Here is a 17,260-nt window from a genome sequence, read left to right as displayed (position 1 = left end):
CTGGACAATTCTCAAAGTCGGATTTTATACTTTCTTATAAAATAAACAGTAGAGAGGCTGACACTTATTTGTGTCAGCCTCTCTTTTGTTTATTGAATGATTTGTTTTTCATAAGATTCCTGGAACTTTTGAATATCCCCTGCACCCATAAATATGATGACACTATTGTCGTATTCATTTAATACTGCAGTATTTTCTTCTGATAGAATCTCAGAACCTTCAATTTTTTCCTGTAAGTCCTTAATTGTCAGCTTTCCATGATTTTCTCGAGCCGACCCAAAGATTTCACACAAGTACGCTTTATCTGCTAGACGAAGACTCTCTGCAAAATCTTCCAAGAAGGCTTGGGTACGTGTAAAAGTATGTGGTTGGAATACAGCGACAATTCTTTTATCCGGATATTTCTGCTTTGCCGCATCAATGGTTGCTTTGATTTCAGTAGGATGATGGGCATAATCATCGATTAAGATTTGTGTTCCAATTTTCTTTTCCGAAAATCTTCTTTTCACACCTTGGAATGTTAGCAATTGTTCTTTCACGATCGTAACATCAATCTCTTCATAGTGGCATAACCCGATGACTGAAAGCGCATTTAACACGCTGTGATCCCCAAATGTAGGGATTGAGAATGTGTCATAAAAAGTATTACGTATAAATACATCAAAGGTTGTTCCTTCGGTTGATTTGACAAGATTTTTCGCCTGATAATCATTTTCATCGCCAAATCCATAAAACAATACGGGAACTTTCGCCTGGATCCTCTGAAGCTGTTCATCATCACCATAAGCAAATATTCCCTTTTTCACTTGAACAGCCATCTCTTGGAAAGCTGAGAATACATCTTCAATATTGGCAAAGTAATCTGGATGATCAAAATCAATGTTTGTCATAATGGCATAATCAGGGAAATACGATAAGAAGTGCCTTCTGTATTCACACGCCTCAAATACAAAATATTCCGCCCCTTCTTGTCCTTTTCCGGTTCCATCGCCAATTAAAAAGCTCGTAGGTTTAGCTCCTTTAATAACATGAGCCAGTAACCCTGTCGTAGAGGTTTTTCCGTGTGCACCTGTAATCGCAACACTGGTAAAATTCTGCATAAAATCGCCTAAAAAACGATGGTACCTTACTACTGGAAGTCCAAGCTTCATTGCCTCTTGAATTTCCTCATGGGTATCTGGATAGGCATTTCCTGCAATAATCGTCATTCCTGGCTTGATATTTTCCTTTTGAAAGGGAAATATTTTTATTCCGGATTGTTCAAGGGCAAGTTGAGTAAAAAAGCGCTTTTCGACATCGGAGCCTTGAACCTCAAATTTCATATCATGCAGAACTTGTGCTAATGCACTCATCCCAGACCCCTTAATACCTACAAAATGGTAAATAGTCATAGAAGAACCTCCAACCAACGTCTATCTGTAAAACAGTATATGACATCTGTCTGTATTTGACATTGTTTATAGAATTACTGATCAAGTAAGCTTACTTAATTAAAATCATTTAATTATTATAACATTGTTTTCTCGTAAAAACTATTAGTGTCAATAATCTTTGGTATCCACCCAGAATTGGCACTCATTATTATTTGTTCGTATCTAGAAAGAATACGATGGGTTATTTATTTGTATTATTCATGAATGGCTTCTAAATCTGCTTCTGTTATTAGGACATCACGAGGCTTACTTCCATTTGCACTTGTAATATATCCATTTTGTTCAAGTATATCCATTAATCTTGCTGCTCTATTATAGCCAATTTTAAAGCGCCGTTGCAGGCTTGAAGTGGATGCTCCCCCTTGCTCAATAATAAATTCACAAGCTTCATAAAAGAGTTCATCTTCTTCCTCTATTATTTGGGCCTTTTTCAGCAGCTCTTCTTGTTCGAATAAATATTCTGGTTCGCGTTGATCCCTTGCATGGGCAACCACACGATCAATTTCTTCATCTGATACGAACGTTCCCTGTAATCTTACAGGTTTCGATGATCCATTTTCTAAGAACAGCATATCGCCACGGCCGAGTAATTTTTCCGCCCCGCTAATGTCAATAATGGTACGTGAATCCACTTGGGAAGAAACTGAAAAAGCAATTCGGGTTGGAATATTTGCTTTTATTAATCCAGTTATAACATCAACCGAAGGTCTTTGTGTAGCTACAATAAGATGAATACCGCATGCCCTTGCTTTTTGAGCTATTCTACAGATTGCTTCTTCCACATCTGCTGGTGACATCATCATTAAATCAGCTAACTCATCAATGATTATCACAATAAAAGGCAGTTTATCAGAATAGCGCTTATGCTTTATTGCGACTTCATTAAATCGGTTGATATCACGAACACCCGCATGAGCGAAGAGCTCATATCGCCTTTCCATTTCATCCACAGCCCACTTTAATGCAGCTGTTGCAGCTTTTACATCGGTAATGACCGGGCTAACAAGGTGTGGAATTCGGTTATAAGGTGCAAGTTCTACCACTTTTGGGTCAATCAGTAAAAGCTTTAGATCTTCTGGGCTGGCTTTACATAACAGGCTAACTAAAATTGTATTAATACATACGCTTTTACCTGAACCTGTTGCCCCTGCAATTAACCCGTGTGGCATTTTATTTAGGTCCGTTACAATCGGTTTCCCTGCAATGTCCAGTCCCATGACTGCTGTTAGTGGCGAAGTAGATTCTTGGAACACATTACTTTGAATGATTTCATTAATAAAGACAGGTCTTGACTTTTGATTTGGCACTTCAATTCCAATAGTATGCTTTCCCGGTATCGGTGCTTCAATCCGAATATCCCTTGCTGCTAGACTTAATTTAATATCATCACTTAGATTGGTAATTTTATTTACTTTTACTCCTGGTTCGGGTTGTACCTCAAAGCGGGTGACAGATGGACCTTGGGTCACGTTGACCACACTTGCGCCAACATTAAAGTTTTTCAATGTAATATTTAGGAGTTCTTCTTGCTCTAACAACCAACCAATATCTCTATCTTCTTTAACTGGCGGATGTAATAGACTTGATGGTGGGAGCATATAAGTACCATTGGACGTTCTTTGTTCAACTTTTCCCACTACGGTTGGAGATGATACGACAGCCTGTATAATTGGCTTTTCAGTTGGTTTTTCTTTCGGCTTATCAACTGGTTGTTCAATCGTACTATCTTTTGGCTCCACCAATGCCCTGTCTAGTAATCTTTCTAATGAGGTATCAACTGTTTTTTCTACTAAAATGTTCTCACGTGCCTGAATAGGCTGCTCACATTCTCTTCTTTGTTGTCTTTGTTGTCTTTCTTCCCATTTTACTCTATCCTGCTTTAACATCATTACATTAAATGGCAAACGAGAACGCTTGGTTTCAGGCTGCTCGGGTTGAGTTTCGATTACATCTTCAGGTTCAGGTTGTAGTTCAACAGAAGTTTCAACCGGTAAATGCGGTTCGACCTCCAATGGTTCAGACTCATATTCAATAGTCTCTATCACATTTTCCGGCAATGATTCAATACTGTATTCCTCAGCGGTGTTAACGGACGCCTCAGCAATTAGCTCTTCAAATACAGCTGAATGGTTAAGCTGATCTTTATCCTCTTCATTTAAAAATTGGCTTAATTCATGCTCCACAATCAGCTCTGTCTTCTTAGGCCTGTTAAATCCGAAAATAGGAGAAGGAATTTCTGTTGGGTGAAATGGGCCCCTCATTCTCGGTTGTTGCTTTGGTTCTTTGATTGGTTTTGGCACTTCCGTTTTTACAGGTTGGGATTCTTTTTGTTCCCTTCTTCTTCTCTTTTCAGGCTGTTTCTCCAAAATCCTCTGCTGTCGGACAACCTCCTTAGCTTTGGGCTTGACTTCATGTAAAGGTGTAGTGGAAGAACGCAGTCCACCTTTTGGATATTGATAGGAAATTCTCGTATCTAAATCCTTTAAACTTTCGTATTGGTTTTGATGTGGAAGCTCATCGTTTCTAGTGTTATGTATAACAAATTCGTTTAATTCCTCTTCCTCATCTTTTTTAAACTTTTGAAAAAAGTTTTGGATCCAGCTCAAAACTATCACTCTTTCTACTTTCATCTATCATTCTATTTTATCAGTATTTGATATTTTTTCGAGATAATTTCTCAGAATAAGTCTAAATATATTCGAATTGGATATATCCCCCAAAGAAGTAATGAAAAAAGACCACTTGATGTGATCCTTTTATCATTCATTTTATTTATTTTTCCCTAAAATGAAAATGGGCTCTAATTCCCCATTTTCATAGATAAATGACAAAGCTGTAATTGGAACACGGCCATTTGCAAAAAAGCTCATAGCCATCTGGGCCATAACATCATATCCTCTATCGTTACGAATATCCGCAATGATTAATACATCTTGGTGTGGAACGGCTAAAACCATCGTTCCAACCATTCTTTTCTGTATTTCATTTAGGAAGCCTTTATTTAGTATTCGGCTTGCATCATACCCATCATTGGTGTTAAGAAAATAAAAACTATTCCCAGCGACCTGGTCTTCCTTTAGAGGAGCTGACAGAGATCTTGCGTTAAACAAAGCAATCTCCTTAATTCTGTTCGCTTCCCAGCCTTCCTTTTCCATGATTCGACGGTCAATTAACCGATACGTTTTCCCCATGTCATAGGCGTAATAAATCTTCGTTTCTGCCGTATGTTCATCGGTTAAGAACGGATTTCCCTCTTCTGATTCGATAGGAAAAGACGTAGAACGAATAACCGGAAAAATACTCTTTTCATGATCGGTTAACTGAACGGTATCCTCCATTGCTTGCAAGCCTTCATTTACATAATAAACGACTTCATCAATCGCTTTTTCTTTCTCAGCATGCCATTTGGCTATAATTCCAGGTATTGTGACGGTAATCCCCTTACCCGTTGCTTTATTTTCAATTCTGAGAGTGTCTTTATCTCGGTCATAAGAAATGGCTCGTTCCTCATTAGCTAAACGAGTTTCTAATTCTCTTCTCATTTTTTTACTATCCATTTTCATGTTTATTCCTCCCTTCAAGGGCTGCTAATCCATTGTACAATAAAAATGAGGCTGACTCAAAAGCAAAGAGTCAGCCCCAGAACTTATTATTTAGCTTTGTTATATTTGTCTATTGATTTCGGCTCCATTCAACAGGGTATAAAATCAACAATATTTTTTACATAGCCTATTATTTTAAACCATTGATGAATTGTTCAATTTCTTCTTGTGTTTTCCGATCTTTGCTTACGAAGCGGCCGAGTTCCTTTCCGTTTTCGAAGGCAATAAAACTTGGAATGCCGAATACATCTAATTGCTGGCACAAATCAATGTAATCGTCACGATCTATATGAACAAAGGTGTATTCATTAAATTTTGCTTCTATCTCTGGAAGAATCGGTTCAATTACCCGACAATCTGGACACCAGCCTGCAGAAAACATAAAAATGGTTTTCCCTTGATCCCGAAGTTGTTCAAATTGCTCCATTGATTCTAAATTCTTCATACTTAACGCCTCCATTTATTTTGTAAACTTGACTGAATTAACTATTTGCATCATCGTTTTCGTATTTTCTACCAAATCACTCGTTTCAGATTGTGTCGTTATTTTTGCCCCGCCCACACCGATTGTTAATTCATTTAAACCATCGTCTTTAAGGTGCTTAATGGTTATAAACCCAAGCTTGTTTTCGGAAGAAGTAAATTTCTCATTTGAATATAATTCCTTATATTGATCGACAGTAGCTTTATACACAACATCACTTGTTGTGCTTTCTTGTGGGTTATAGAAAAGAATATACGTATCTGAACCGCTTCTTAAAATAATATTATTAGCTGATTTACTTTTTATAACATATCCTGCAGGTAAGAAAAAGTGAATCTTCCCACTCTTTTTACTTGGCTTTTTCTCTTTTTCAGTAAACGTAGCTTTCGCTGTTTTTATTGCAGACTTACTTTCATCTTTTAACGAAGCATTGTCGCTACAAGCACTTAGTAATAGCAGCGATAGTATGAAAATAGTAATGGTTTTTAAGAATTTCAGCTTTTTCTCCTCCCGTACATACGAATAAAGTCCCATAAATATATCATACCTGCCAGATTATTCAAATGACAAGACTTTTGTCGAATGCAGTTGTCGAAAAATAGCTATTCTGTTCTGTTAATTGCTTTTTTGATAGTAATATTGACCCACCAAAAGGTTTGTGAGGTGTGTAAACATATCTCCCCGATTGATTACACCATTTGTGAAAATCCCTACAGCTCCCTCGTGTTTCCTAACATTCTTCATTTTTGCATAATCATCCATGACTGGACCAAGCTCTTCTCCGGCTCTAAGCCTTACAGCAATTTCTTCAGGAAGAAGAAATCTTGCCCCTCCCGCAATAATAGGCTCCCTATTTCGAGCGGCTAGTGCTCCCCAGTTACAGAGCATCAGACCGTGGGATGTTTCTTGAACACCGCCTTCTAGACCTATACCAATGTCACCATTCCCCTGATTTAATGCTCCTACAGCCCGATTGATTGCTCCACGGATCGTTTCATCATCAGAAAAAGGCTGATCGCTCACATTCGATGGAATATCCAAGACTAAAAACTCCATTTCCTCATGAATGAAGCTATTTTTTACTGCTAAAACTTTTGCTGGGTTTTTAGAGCCAATAATAATTTTCATAGTATTATCTCCATTTCCATAAGAGCTCTATTAAAATTGTCTATTGATTTCCGCTCCAGGCACTTCGCTTTCCGTGGGTGTTTCGGCGAGCCTCCTCGGCGCTTGCGCCTGCGGGGTCTCCCCTGAACCATACTCCCACAGGAGTCTTCGTGCCTTCCGCTCCAATCAACTGGTGTGTCAAAATTATAATGGCTTTAACATAGCCCAAGTAAAAAGGAAGCATAAACCATGCTTCCCGAAAAATTAGCTGTTTGATCGAATGGTATCGACCGTTGTTTGGTCACATGCTTTAACAAGTTTTACGATTAATTCTTTTGCTGCGGCATAGTCATCAATATGAATGATCGACGCATGGGTATGAATGTAGCGTGAACAAATTCCAACTACAGCACTAGGAACGCCCTCATTGGATTGATGAACACGGCCTGCATCCGTACCCCCCTGTGAAACGAAATACTGATACGGAATCTGATGTGTTTCCGCCGTATCAAGAACAAACTCTCTCATTCCACGATGTGTAACCATGGATCTATCAAGGATTCGAAGTAAAGCACCCTTGCCTAATTGGCCGAATTCTAGTTTGTCTCCACTCATATCATTGGCAGGACTAGCATCCAGTGCAAAGAAGATATCAGGCTTAATCATATTTGCAGCTGTCTGAGCACCACGCAAACCAACTTCCTCTTGAACAGTTGCACCTGAATAAAGGGTGTTTGGTAATGTTTCATCTTTTAATTCTTGAAGAAGTTCAACCGCTAAGCCGCAGCCATACCGATTATCCCATGCCTTTGCCATGATTTTTTTCTTATTTGCCATCGGGGTGAATGGGCAAATTGGCAAAATAGCTTGCCCCGGCTTGATGCCGATTTGTTCTGCATCTTCCCGGTTGTCTGCACCAATGTCAATTAGCATATTCTTGATTTCCATTGGTTTGTTTCGCTTTGATTCATCTAAAAGATGTGGTGGAATCGAACCTACCACGCCAATGATAGGACCATTATTTGTCATAATCTGAACTCGCTGGGCTAGAAGCACTTGACTCCACCAACCGCCAAGTGGCTGAAAACGAAGCATTCCGTTATCAGTAATTGAAGTTACCATGAAACCTACTTCATCCATATGGCCTGCAACCATCACTGTCGGTCCCTGACCATGTCCTTTTTTTAGGCCAAAAACACTACCTAAATGATCTTGAACAATTTCATCAGAGTATAGAGCTAATTGCTCCTTCATAAACTTTCTTACTAAATGCTCGTTTCCTGGTGCACCTGGAAGCTCTGTTAAGGTTTTAAAAAGCTTTAATGTTTGTTCATTCATTTTGAGACTCCTTCAGAAATAGATTCTGTGATCTTATGTATATGTTTATTTTACAGAAATTTCGTGCCTCTTACCAATATTTCATCCGATATAAGTAATATTACCTTCTTACTTCCAAATACGATATACTGAGAGGAGAATCCTTATACGTAATCTTTTCCAATTTATTTTTTGGAGGTCCTTGACTATGAACTGGAAATCTTTCATCGTTGGTGCTGCGGTCGGTTTAATTGGCGGTTATGTGGTAAAAGAAGTAATGGATCAAAAAACGAATGTGTCACCCGAAAAGGTACTGGAACATGTAAAAAAACAGTTTAAACAAAATGGGCCCATCACCGGTTCCTGGATACATATGGAAACTGAACCATATGAAAAGCAGCACATACACTATCGTGTATACAAAGGTGGTATTTCAAAAAATAATGAAGGCTCTACTGAGCAATATGAATTTATTGCTGATGCACAGACCGGTACTCTTATAGACGTTTTCCCATTATGAAAGTAGTTAAAAAGTCGTATCCGTGATGGGTACGACTTTTTTGTTTTTATTTTCTTTTTATTACTTCAGCTAGTTTTCCCTCATTGTCCCATTTTACCGCTCTATAGAATGCATCATGGTAAAAGGTGAACCAGGCATTTTTCTTCACCCCATGTGGAAACCATTTTTCCTTAGCAAAGATGGAGTCCATAGGGTAGTCATCATAAGCCATCACCCATAATACATTTTGATGGGCGTGTGTCGCCATTAAATCCGCCATGTGAATAGCGATGTCTCCACCATCTTCAATTATAACAATAGAATGACCGTTACTATGCCCGCCTGTATGAATCATCCTAATAGCTCCTAAAGACCATTCTCCTTCAAAAGGTACAACTTGGGTTTCAACAGCTTCCCAGTTCTCTTTCCAATATGTATTTTTTGAACGTATATTAGGATTTCGCATTTCATCCCATTCCACTTGTGAAGTGATGATTTTCGCATTTGGAAATGTTGAAACATAACGGCCATCCACAAGCTTGGTCAATCCACCTGCATGGTCAAAATGCAGATGGGTCATTAGAACATAATCAATTTCATCCACACTTAATTCTAACTCTTCTAATGATGAATCAAGCTCAGATTCCTGTGTCACACCAAAGTTTCTTAATTGTTTTTCCGTTAATTTTCCTTTTCCCAATCCTGATTCGATTAGTATATTTTTTCCATCCATTTGAATGAGAATGGGATCGGTAGGGAGCTCAATTTGATTTTTATCGTTACACGGATACTTTTTCGACCATAACCCTTTTGGAACAACTCCAAACATGGCTCCCCCATCCAAATTTGTGACGCCGCCTGATAACCATGTCAAAGATACACGACCAACCTTTAATGTTTCCATTTTTTATTCCCCTTTGTTGTCGCATTTTTCTATATTTTAACATTGTCACATGGTTAGGAGAAACAAAAAGACAGTTCACGGAATGAACTGCCCTAAAATACCTACTTTTCATTTTGATATTTAACTTCACTACGATAAATTCGCTGTCCCATTTCAGAAAACTTCTGTTCATATTCTGTCATGATGTTTCCTTCATACCCACTCTTATGGAAATCAAGGCTTACATATTTTAATAATAAACCATAGGCAGAAAAGCTCGTTAAGGAATATTCAAATAATCCTTGATTGTCTGTTTTAAAGTGAATTTCCCCGCCATCGACCAAAATATCCTCATATAGCTTCAAGAAATCTTTGTAGGTCAACCTTCTCTTTTCATGACGGGATTTCGGCCATGGATCAGAGAAATTTAAATACACTCTGTCTACGTCATTTTTCATAAAATATTTACCTAAATCAGCTGCATTTACATTTAAAAGCTTTAAATTTGGCAAATCTGCTTCAATTAAACGATCCAAGGCTGCTACAATGACGCTGACATGTAATTCAATACCAATATAATTTATATCAGGGTTGGCCTTTGCCATTCCTGTAATGAATTGCCCTTTACCAGTACCAACTTCAATATGAAGCGGCTGGCTTTTTTCAAATACATTATGCCAATTACCTTTGTGCATTTCGGGATTTGCTACAACAAATTGTGGATGTTGATCTAATTTATCCTTTGCCCAAGGTTTATGTCTAAGTCTCATTCTGACACTCCTAAAAAAATAATTTCGTTCAAACCTTATCATTCAAAACCTTCACATGCAAGCGGTTCTTGTTGGAAAATAAGAAAACGCATAAACAGAAAAAGAATTCACAACCTAACTGTGTGAATTCTTTTTAAATACCACTTGAGAGGGTGTCCATTTATGCCATTAAGTCATGGTGACCAAGTAACATTACTAAAAGATATATTGAACAACCATCAGTCCGATTGCTGTGGTTCCGTAGCGGAATGTGAACAACTAGAACGCTTAGTGAAATCTCTAATGGTCAACACACAAGTCGATCAAAATGTTAAAAACATTTTACAGGAAGTGTACCAGTATAGCCAAAATGGTGCACAAACGGCTGATTTAGATCAACATATTCTATCTAATCAAAATAACTTATCACAATGGGTTAACGATATTGATCAATTTTCATAATTTATAGGATTTCATGTAAAAAATGAATCCATTTGTTCATCTCTTCCAGACGGTTTTTATTTTTATGCCACTGAATGGAAGATAAAGTTTGCACGGTCACATACCACTTCATTCTTAACTTTAGATGGTCTGTTAGTTCTTTCCCGTACATGCTTAGCCAATCCTGCCAATTTTCTTGTGGGATATACCAATATAAGAGTAATCCAAGATCAATAGCAGGGTCTGCAATCCTGGCTCCATCCCAATCAATCAAATACAACTGGTTGTCTTCTGCTAACAGCCAGTTGTTATGGTTGACATCACCATGACAAACTACTTTTTCATCACAATATACATGTAACGCTTCATGTTTTAAAAAGTTTATTGCTTTTTGTGTTTCCTCTAAGGATCGAACTTGATCGTCTAACTCATTGACCACTGATTGAAAAATGGTTTCCGGGTGTAATGGCGAGTTCTCTATCCTACTTAACATTCCAAGCATTGGCTTTGAGCAGTGAATTTTCTTCAGAAGCCTGGCAACAAGCTCTTGATTCATTTCTGCCGGCGTTAATTCTCTGCCTGGAAGCCATTGTTGTGCTGTTATTACATCTCCATTTTCCAACCGTTTGGTCCAAACAAGCTTTGGGACAATGCCTTCTGCTGAAAGAACCGCAAGGAATGGAGAGGAATTACGCTTTAAAAAAAGCCTTTGATCCTCATATTCTGCATAAAAGGCTTCACCAGTGGCGCCTCCGGCAGGGGTAATTTCCCACTCTTGTCCTAGTATATGTTCCAAAATCGTTCACCTTCAATTTATGCCGTTCTATTGGGCTTATTCCCCCAAATCATTCGGAGGTAAAACCTGTGCTGCTGGAAGGTTTAAAATAACCAGAGTTCATTCAACAGCTTTTATTTTTTATAAAACAAAAAAAAAGCTATTGAAACCATTGCACACAATAGCCATCTTAATAAATTTTATCTCCTATTGCCTTTTTTCGTCAAGTAATCTCGAGAAACTATTTTTTTAGTAAAACATTTAAAGTAATAGGTTGTATCTTGACATCGCCTCCATGAAGGACTCCTTTGGAATAAATTCCCGCCAAATTTTTATCAACCAAAATGGACCAATCTCCCTTTGGAAGAGTAAATCCTTGTTCCGTTGTTGACGGATTAATGATTAGAATTACCTCATCGTGAACCATTTGATAGATGCACGCTAGGATGGGAGGTGAAGATGGGAGTGAACGAATATTGCTTCGAATTTCATCAGAAGTTCTCATTCGAAAACAAGGGAAGGCTTGGCGGATCGCAATCAAACCTTTAATGTAATTTACATTACCTATAAATTGACTCTTTCTCTCCCAATCAAGTTGGTTAATCTGGTCAGGAGCACAGTAACTATTTCCTTCGCCTTGTTTGGTACGGAAAAACTCCTGCCCACTATGGAGAAAAGGAATTCCTTGTGATAACAAAACAATTCCGGTTGCCAGACGATGATATTGTGCTCGTTCGGTGTCATCAACGTGTGGAAGGCAGGATTGAAGTTTATCCCAAAGAGTATGATTATCATGACATTCAACATAATTTACTGTTTGGGTGGGTTCATTAAAAAGTCGCAAATTTCTTTTCTTAAACCCAATACTCCCCGTTATTACCTCTAATGCTGCATCCAAGTAATGCTCATTCCCAAGTGCATATCCTTTATCAAATATATTAAAAGTGCTTCCCTTGATAACATCACGAAATTTATCATTAAATTGAGCAATTTGGGGTATTTTTGCTTGATTAGCAATGGTCGCTTTTTGTTCTGTAGGAAGGGGTGTGTTCAGATTCCATCCCTCTCCAAGGATCAATATGCCTTCTGCAATACTGTCACACGTGTTTCGCACTTCTCTCATGGTTTCCACATCTAAAATCCCCATTAAATCGAAGCGAAAGCCATCAATATGGTACTCTTCCATCCAATAGCGAATAGAGTCAATGATAAATTTCTTAACCATTTTCCGCTCGGATGCAATATCATTTCCTACACCAGTTCCATTTGAAGGCAATCCTAATTCGTTATGACGAAAATAATAACCTGGAACGATTTTTTCAAAGGGAGAATCCTCTCGAATAAATACATGATTATAAACTACATCCATAATGACCCTTAGACCACTTTCATGGACTTGATTTATTAGTTCTTTTAACTCTTTAATTCTAGAGTAAGGGTCGGAAGGATTGGTCGAATAGCTACCTTCTGGTGCATTGAAGTGGAGAGGATTGTATCCCCAGTTATAATCCTTATTGGGCGTCAACTCATCTACACCTGCATAGTCATGAAAGGGCAGAAACTCAAGATGCGTAATACCTAACTCTTTTACATACGATACCCCAGTCGGTTCATCGTCTTTTCCTTTTGTATGAAATTCCCCCGCTCCGAGATACAATCCCTTATTCTTTATCCCACTATGAGGGTGGATACTAAAGTCCCTTATATGTGTTTCATAAATAACTGCATCGACAGGGTTTTCTATGGGAGGCAATTCAGGCCTAGGTCTTGGTGGGCTGTCTGGCTTTACGATCACCCCCAATTCTCCATTAACCGTTACCGCTTTCACATATGGATCAATGGCCTCCCTCCATTCATGGTTGATTAAGGCCAGGAAACTATAGTGATAGAGCTCTAAATTCCGCGGAACCGTAACAGACCATATTCCTCTATCCCCCCGCTTCAGTTTGATGATTTCCGAAAAACTGCTCTCTGGAGGAGTAATTTTTAATTTTACCTGGATAGCTGTGGGTGCCCAAAGCTTAAAGCGAGTTTCGTCTGCAAAAAGGTGTACACCAAGGTCATTTCCATCATAGTAGAACCTCTCGTCAAAACTCTTTGTCCGAATCACTGCACCAATTTGAAGGTCTGTTTTCCCTCCATGCTCATCTACTACCCAATATTGCTTTTCAAAAGAATAATCTTCTGAAAACCTACAAATATATTTATGATGATCGACTATTTCACTCTTCGCAGTAATGTCCAATGGACACTTTCCAGAATCATTAACAAGATAGAAAGCGGACGACACCCCCCCGTGATAGGAAAGTGGCAGAAGAATCGTAATGATATGGAGCTCATCTAAATAGGCAAGAAATTTTCTGTCAGTACCATTCATTCCTGTCCCTCTCTTTCAGCTCAACTTGCTTTTTACAACGTATTCGTGTTAACACTTCAACAGCTTTATCTTGAAGCTGAATAGTCAGTGGTGTAAGTCCAACATGCTCTCCATCTGCATGAACAAATAGTGAATCAGGAGAATGAATAGAAATGGCATTTCCCTTATACGTTTTCACTTCTTTAAAATGAATGTGCTTTCCCCAAAAAACACTAACGAACACAAGCAGCAATTTTAACCTTGATAACTGGTGAACGACAGTAATATCAAACAGACCGTCATCTGGCTCTGCAACGGGAGCTATTTTCATTCCCCCGCCATAATAGGGCTGATTGGAAACAGTAACAAACCATGTTTGTTCAAATATATGCTTTTGACCGTCAATTGATAAATCAATTGTTGTGGTTTTATAAGTAAATAACTTTTTTAGTAGAAAATAAACATAAACAAGCCTGCCTAACGAAAGTTTATTTAACAGTGCCTTCATCCGTGATTGATTAACTTCGTATGATATGACAGCATCAAATCCGGCACCCATATTATTGATAAAATAATATGGGGGCTGATTTTCTATTTTAATTTTTCCAATATCTATGGGCAATGCCTCCTGCTTCATCAAGCGAAGAATGACCGTTAAGGCTTCTACCGGCTCTGAAGGGATTTGGAACCCTCTTGAAAAATCATTTCCTGACCCTCCTGGGATAAAGCCAAGGATAATATGGTTATTTTTTACTATCCCATTCAATACTTCATGAATGGTCCCATCTCCACCTACCGCAATGATGATTTTTTCGTTGCGGTTATTTTCGGCGATCTGGCTGGCAAGTTTTTTTGCATGTCCTTGATATTCCGTAAAAATAGCAAGATAACTAACCTGCTTCTCTTTAAGTTGATTTTCAATTCTCTCCCATATTTTAAGGCAATAACCGTTTTTTGCCTTTGGATTGACAATAAAATAAATTTCTTTCATAATACCAACCTTTTTTAATTGTTTTCTTTATTTTAGCGGGATTACTTGGATTGCTTCATATTTTGGCGTCTTATGGAGATGTGTTTGATACAAAACCACCTTATCCGCTTGAAAAGCGAGGGGCTCTGATTGAAGATCGTTCCATATTTCTAGAAGTGTCTGTTGAAACGGTTCTTCGCCTGTCCACTTTCTGGCTAAGGTAATATGGGGGCGGAAGGGCCTTGTCTCCAATACAAATCCCGCTTCTTCACAAGCCGAAAAAACCTTTTCCCTTAATAGATTTAGTTCATTGCTTTCCTCTGTATCTGCCCAAAAAACACGGGGAGAGTGACTACTTCCGAAAAAACCAAGGCTATTTATTTTTAATTGGAATGGCTTTTCAGTTTTTAAAGCTTCTTTCACGTTGCTAACAGCTGTTGCTAGTTTTTCTGGGGATGCTGCACCCAAAAAAGCCAAGGTGATATGTAAATCTTGAAAATGTACCCAGCGGCTAAAAGGAATAACAGCTTTAATTTTTTCGAGATGTTCCTTCATCATTAGTTTTGTTTCTTCGGGCATCCTAACAGCAAAGAAAAAATGAGTTTTCTGTTCCAATGTTTATTCAGTCCTTTACTCAATTTTAGTTTATTTTCACCAGATTGTATCTATTTGCGGCAGAAGAATAATCGATATTTTTTACAAGCAGCCTTTTTTTATTTATGATTAGAAAGTGTATAAGAAAATTGTAGAATGATACAGAAGACAGAAAGGATGGGTCCCCATGAAAGTAGTAAACAATATTGCTGAATTAATTGGAGAAACGCCACTGGTCAAACTTAATCGCTTAGCTCCCAAAGACGGGGCCACTGTTTATTTGAAGCTTGAGTTTTATAATCCAAGCAAAAGTGTAAAAGACCGCGCTGCTTTTAATATGATTGTAGAGGCAGAAAAAGCTGGTTTATTAAAAGAAGGCTCTACCATTATTGAACCGACTAGCGGAAACACAGGAATTGGCCTAGCCATGAATGCAGCAGCACGAGGGTATAAATCAATTATTATTATGCCTGATACAATGACACAGGAACGGATAAATATTTTAAAAGCATACGGAGCTGAGGTTGTCCTTACTCCTGGGGACGAAAAAATGCCTGGTGCCATAAGAAAGGCACAGGAATTAGCTAGTGAGATACCAAATAGTTTCGTTCCGATGCAATTTGAAAATGAAGCGAACCCCGATGCACATCGATACACTACTGCTGTGGAAATTATTGAGGCAATGAAAGAAATCGGTAAACCATTATCCGCATTTGTTGCAACAGCAGGCACAGGAGGCACCATCACAGGTACTGGAGAAACCTTGAAACAGCATTTTGAAGGATTAACTGTACATGTTGTAGAACCTAAAGGTTCGCCTGTTCTATCAGGTGGAAAGCCTGGTAAACATAAGCTTGTAGGGACAAGCCCCGGCTTTATCCCTGAAATTCTAAATCAAGATGTGTATGATGAAATTCATGCGATTGAAGATGAAGATGCATATGATATTGCGCGCAGGTTAGCGAAAGAGGAAGGAATTCTTGTTGGCCCATCCTCTGGTGGAGCGTGCTATGCTGCTTTGGAGGTTGCCAAGCGTCTGTCTCCTAATGATGTAGTGGTTTGCATTGCTTGTGATACGGGGGAAAGATATCTCTCAAGCGATTTGTTTCAATATTAAATAATTCATGAGGCTGCCTCGAAAAGAGACAGCCTCATTTTTTTAGGATGAAATCTTTTATTTTAACCTACCACATTGCTTTTCGATCTCAAGCGTAAATAAGGTTTGTAGCTTTCTTGTGATTGGGCCGGGTAAGCCTTCCTTGACCTTATCTCCATTCATTTCAACAATCGGCATGACCTCTGCTGTAGTACTTGAAAGAAATACCTCATCTGCCGCAACCAATTCATCTAAAGTAAAGGTTCGTTCTTCAACAGGAATGTTGTTTTGGGCACATAGCTGTAGGATTACCTCTTTTGTAATCCCCTTCAAAATAAGATGATTCGATTCATGCGTAATGACCGTACCCTTTTTCACAATGAAAACATTAGAGCTGCTACCTTCCGTGACTTGATCCCCACGATGTTGAATCGCTTCAAAACAGCCTTGCTCGGCAGCCTTCTGTTTTGCTAATAGGTTTCCTAAAAGATTTAAACTCTTAATATCGCATCGCAGCCAGCGGATATCCTCGATAAAAATGGTTTTCACTCCATGAGTAAAGCTCTCGACAGGGCGTGCCACTTCTTTAGTATAGGCTACAAGTGTAGGAACGACATCCCTTGCTGGAAAAACATGATTACGCGGAGAAGTTCCCCTCGTAATTTGCATATAGATGGTTCCCTCGACCAACTTATTTTTTGTAACTAGTTCTTCTAACAAAGCTGTACATTCATCAATGGTATAAGGTAACGTAATCCCAATACTGTCAGCGCTCTTCACAAACCGCTCCAAATGTTCTTTTACCGTAAACATTTTTCCATTATAGACACGGATGACTTCATATACTCCATCCCCAAACTGATAGCCACGATCTTCAATATCTACTTTTGCTTCCGATCGATTGACCAATTTTCCATTAATAATTGCAAAGTTCATTCTCCTTGTCCCCTTTGG

The 17,260-nt window shown here is 38.5% G+C and carries 17 protein-coding genes; 3 read left to right on the top strand and 14 right to left on the bottom strand.

Annotation, left to right across the window (positions count from 1 at the left end):
- Positions 1–89 precede the first annotated feature (89 nt).
- The 7 genes from murC to ABES03_RS01575 form a co-directional block, all read right to left on the bottom strand.
- Positions 90–1,391 (bottom strand): UDP-N-acetylmuramate--L-alanine ligase, encoded by a 1,302-nt coding sequence (gene murC, locus ABES03_RS01605; RefSeq protein ID WP_430114569.1) that lies wholly within the window; start codon positions 1,389–1,391, stop codon positions 90–92.
- Positions 1,392–1,627: 236 nt separating this feature from the next.
- Complete coding sequence (locus tag ABES03_RS01600; RefSeq protein ID WP_430114566.1) at positions 1,628–4,039, bottom strand: DNA translocase FtsK; 2,412 nt, start codon at positions 4,037–4,039, stop codon at positions 1,628–1,630.
- A gap of 162 nt (positions 4,040–4,201) precedes the next feature.
- Entirely contained in the window at positions 4,202–4,996 is a 795-nt protein-coding gene (locus ABES03_RS01595) for a DUF1444 domain-containing protein (protein WP_430114563.1), read from the bottom strand.
- A 169-nt stretch (positions 4,997–5,165) separates the two neighbouring features.
- Positions 5,166–5,480: a thioredoxin family protein gene (locus ABES03_RS01590; RefSeq protein ID WP_308084111.1), complete on the bottom strand. Its 315-nt coding sequence runs from the start codon at positions 5,478–5,480 to the stop codon at positions 5,166–5,168.
- Positions 5,481–5,495: 15 nt separating this feature from the next.
- On the bottom strand, positions 5,496–6,053 hold the full coding sequence (locus tag ABES03_RS01585; protein ID WP_430114561.1) for a hypothetical protein: 558 nt from the start codon (positions 6,051–6,053) through the stop codon (positions 5,496–5,498).
- A gap of 81 nt (positions 6,054–6,134) precedes the next feature.
- On the bottom strand, positions 6,135–6,647 hold the full coding sequence (locus ABES03_RS01580) for a DUF84 family protein (protein WP_430114559.1): 513 nt from the start codon (positions 6,645–6,647) through the stop codon (positions 6,135–6,137).
- A 243-nt stretch (positions 6,648–6,890) separates the two neighbouring features.
- On the bottom strand, positions 6,891–7,964 hold the full coding sequence (locus ABES03_RS01575) for a M42 family metallopeptidase (protein ID WP_430114557.1): 1,074 nt from the start codon (positions 7,962–7,964) through the stop codon (positions 6,891–6,893).
- 187 nt (positions 7,965–8,151) lie between these two features.
- Between ABES03_RS01575 and ABES03_RS01570 the strand changes: the two genes are divergently transcribed.
- Positions 8,152–8,463 (top strand): PepSY domain-containing protein, encoded by a 312-nt coding sequence (locus ABES03_RS01570; protein WP_430114556.1) that lies wholly within the window; start codon positions 8,152–8,154, stop codon positions 8,461–8,463.
- 46 nt (positions 8,464–8,509) lie between these two features.
- Here ABES03_RS01570 and ABES03_RS01565 read toward each other — a convergent pair whose 3' ends face one another.
- Together ABES03_RS01565 and trmB are read right to left on the bottom strand one after the other, a co-directional pair.
- Entirely contained in the window at positions 8,510–9,346 is an 837-nt protein-coding gene (locus ABES03_RS01565; RefSeq protein ID WP_430114553.1) for a YtnP family quorum-quenching lactonase, read from the bottom strand.
- A 101-nt stretch (positions 9,347–9,447) separates the two neighbouring features.
- Positions 9,448–10,095 carry a tRNA (guanosine(46)-N7)-methyltransferase TrmB gene (gene trmB, locus ABES03_RS01560; protein WP_430114550.1) on the bottom strand — a complete coding sequence of 216 codons (648 nt, stop codon included), beginning with the start codon at positions 10,093–10,095 and terminating at the stop codon, positions 9,448–9,450.
- Between the two features lie 162 nt (positions 10,096–10,257).
- Between trmB and ABES03_RS01555 the strand changes: the two genes are divergently transcribed.
- A complete protein-coding gene (locus tag ABES03_RS01555) occupies positions 10,258–10,536 on the top strand; it encodes a YtzH-like family protein (protein WP_309860073.1) in 279 nt (92 codons plus the stop codon).
- Between the two features lies 1 nt (position 10,537).
- Here ABES03_RS01555 and ABES03_RS01550 read toward each other — a convergent pair whose 3' ends face one another.
- The 4 genes from ABES03_RS01550 to thpR form a co-directional block, all read right to left on the bottom strand.
- Positions 10,538–11,311, bottom strand: coding sequence for a phosphotransferase (locus ABES03_RS01550; RefSeq protein WP_430114548.1), 774 nt, complete (start codon positions 11,309–11,311; stop codon positions 10,538–10,540).
- 220 nt (positions 11,312–11,531) lie between these two features.
- Positions 11,532–13,667, bottom strand: coding sequence for a type I pullulanase (gene pulA, locus ABES03_RS01545; RefSeq protein WP_430114547.1), 2,136 nt, complete (start codon positions 13,665–13,667; stop codon positions 11,532–11,534).
- Entirely contained in the window at positions 13,654–14,637 is a 984-nt protein-coding gene (locus ABES03_RS01540; protein WP_430114545.1) for a diacylglycerol/lipid kinase family protein, read from the bottom strand. Before ABES03_RS01540 ends, pulA begins: the two co-directional genes overlap by 14 nt.
- Before the next feature lie 27 nt (positions 14,638–14,664).
- Positions 14,665–15,231, bottom strand: coding sequence for an RNA 2',3'-cyclic phosphodiesterase (gene thpR / locus ABES03_RS01535; RefSeq protein WP_430114544.1), 567 nt, complete (start codon positions 15,229–15,231; stop codon positions 14,665–14,667).
- A 166-nt stretch (positions 15,232–15,397) separates the two neighbouring features.
- On the opposite strand from thpR, the gene cysK reads away from it, so the two are divergent.
- Positions 15,398–16,327, top strand: coding sequence for a cysteine synthase A (cysK, locus tag ABES03_RS01530; RefSeq protein WP_430114542.1), 930 nt, complete (start codon positions 15,398–15,400; stop codon positions 16,325–16,327).
- Between the two features lie 57 nt (positions 16,328–16,384).
- On the opposite strand, the gene dat is transcribed toward cysK, so the two are convergent.
- The gene (gene dat, locus ABES03_RS01525; protein ID WP_430114540.1) at positions 16,385–17,242 is read right to left on the bottom strand and encodes a D-amino-acid transaminase; all 858 of its coding nucleotides are present in this window, start codon (positions 17,240–17,242) and stop codon (positions 16,385–16,387) included.
- Between the last annotated feature and the right edge of the window lie 18 nt (positions 17,243–17,260).

Source organism: Neobacillus rhizosphaerae (assembly GCF_050477885.1).
GTDB lineage: Bacteria > Bacillota > Bacilli > Bacillales > Cytobacillaceae > Neobacillus > Neobacillus rhizosphaerae_A.
The sequence above is the reverse complement of the archived record's forward strand: the minus strand, read 5'-3'. Positions and strand labels throughout refer to the sequence as shown.

What these genes read in the sequence shown, in the direction of transcription:
- murC (WP_430114569.1), bottom strand. Translation starts at nt 1,391, where the DNA reads ATGACTATTTACCATTTTGTAGGTATTAAGGGGTCTGGGATGAGTGCA.
- ABES03_RS01595 (WP_430114563.1), bottom strand. Translation starts at nt 4,996, where the DNA reads ATGAAAATGGATAGTAAAAAAATGAGAAGAGAATTAGAAACTCGTTTA.
- ABES03_RS01590 (WP_308084111.1), bottom strand. Translation starts at nt 5,480, where the DNA reads ATGAAGAATTTAGAATCAATGGAGCAATTTGAACAACTTCGGGATCAA.
- ABES03_RS01585 (WP_430114561.1), bottom strand. Translation starts at nt 6,053, where the DNA reads ATGGGACTTTATTCGTATGTACGGGAGGAGAAAAAGCTGAAATTCTTA.
- ABES03_RS01580 (WP_430114559.1), bottom strand. Translation starts at nt 6,647, where the DNA reads ATGAAAATTATTATTGGCTCTAAAAACCCAGCAAAAGTTTTAGCAGTA.
- ABES03_RS01575 (WP_430114557.1), bottom strand. Translation starts at nt 7,964, where the DNA reads ATGAATGAACAAACATTAAAGCTTTTTAAAACCTTAACAGAGCTTCCA.
- ABES03_RS01570 (WP_430114556.1), top strand. Translation starts at nt 8,152, where the DNA reads ATGAACTGGAAATCTTTCATCGTTGGTGCTGCGGTCGGTTTAATTGGC.
- ABES03_RS01565 (WP_430114553.1), bottom strand. Translation starts at nt 9,346, where the DNA reads ATGGAAACATTAAAGGTTGGTCGTGTATCTTTGACATGGTTATCAGGC.
- trmB (WP_430114550.1), bottom strand. Translation starts at nt 10,095, where the DNA reads ATGAGACTTAGACATAAACCTTGGGCAAAGGATAAATTAGATCAACAT.
- ABES03_RS01555 (WP_309860073.1), top strand. Translation starts at nt 10,258, where the DNA reads ATGCCATTAAGTCATGGTGACCAAGTAACATTACTAAAAGATATATTG.
- pulA (WP_430114547.1), bottom strand. Translation starts at nt 13,667, where the DNA reads ATGAATGGTACTGACAGAAAATTTCTTGCCTATTTAGATGAGCTCCAT.
- ABES03_RS01540 (WP_430114545.1), bottom strand. Translation starts at nt 14,637, where the DNA reads ATGAAAGAAATTTATTTTATTGTCAATCCAAAGGCAAAAAACGGTTAT.
- cysK (WP_430114542.1), top strand. Translation starts at nt 15,398, where the DNA reads ATGAAAGTAGTAAACAATATTGCTGAATTAATTGGAGAAACGCCACTG.
- dat (WP_430114540.1), bottom strand. Translation starts at nt 17,242, where the DNA reads ATGAACTTTGCAATTATTAATGGAAAATTGGTCAATCGATCGGAAGCA.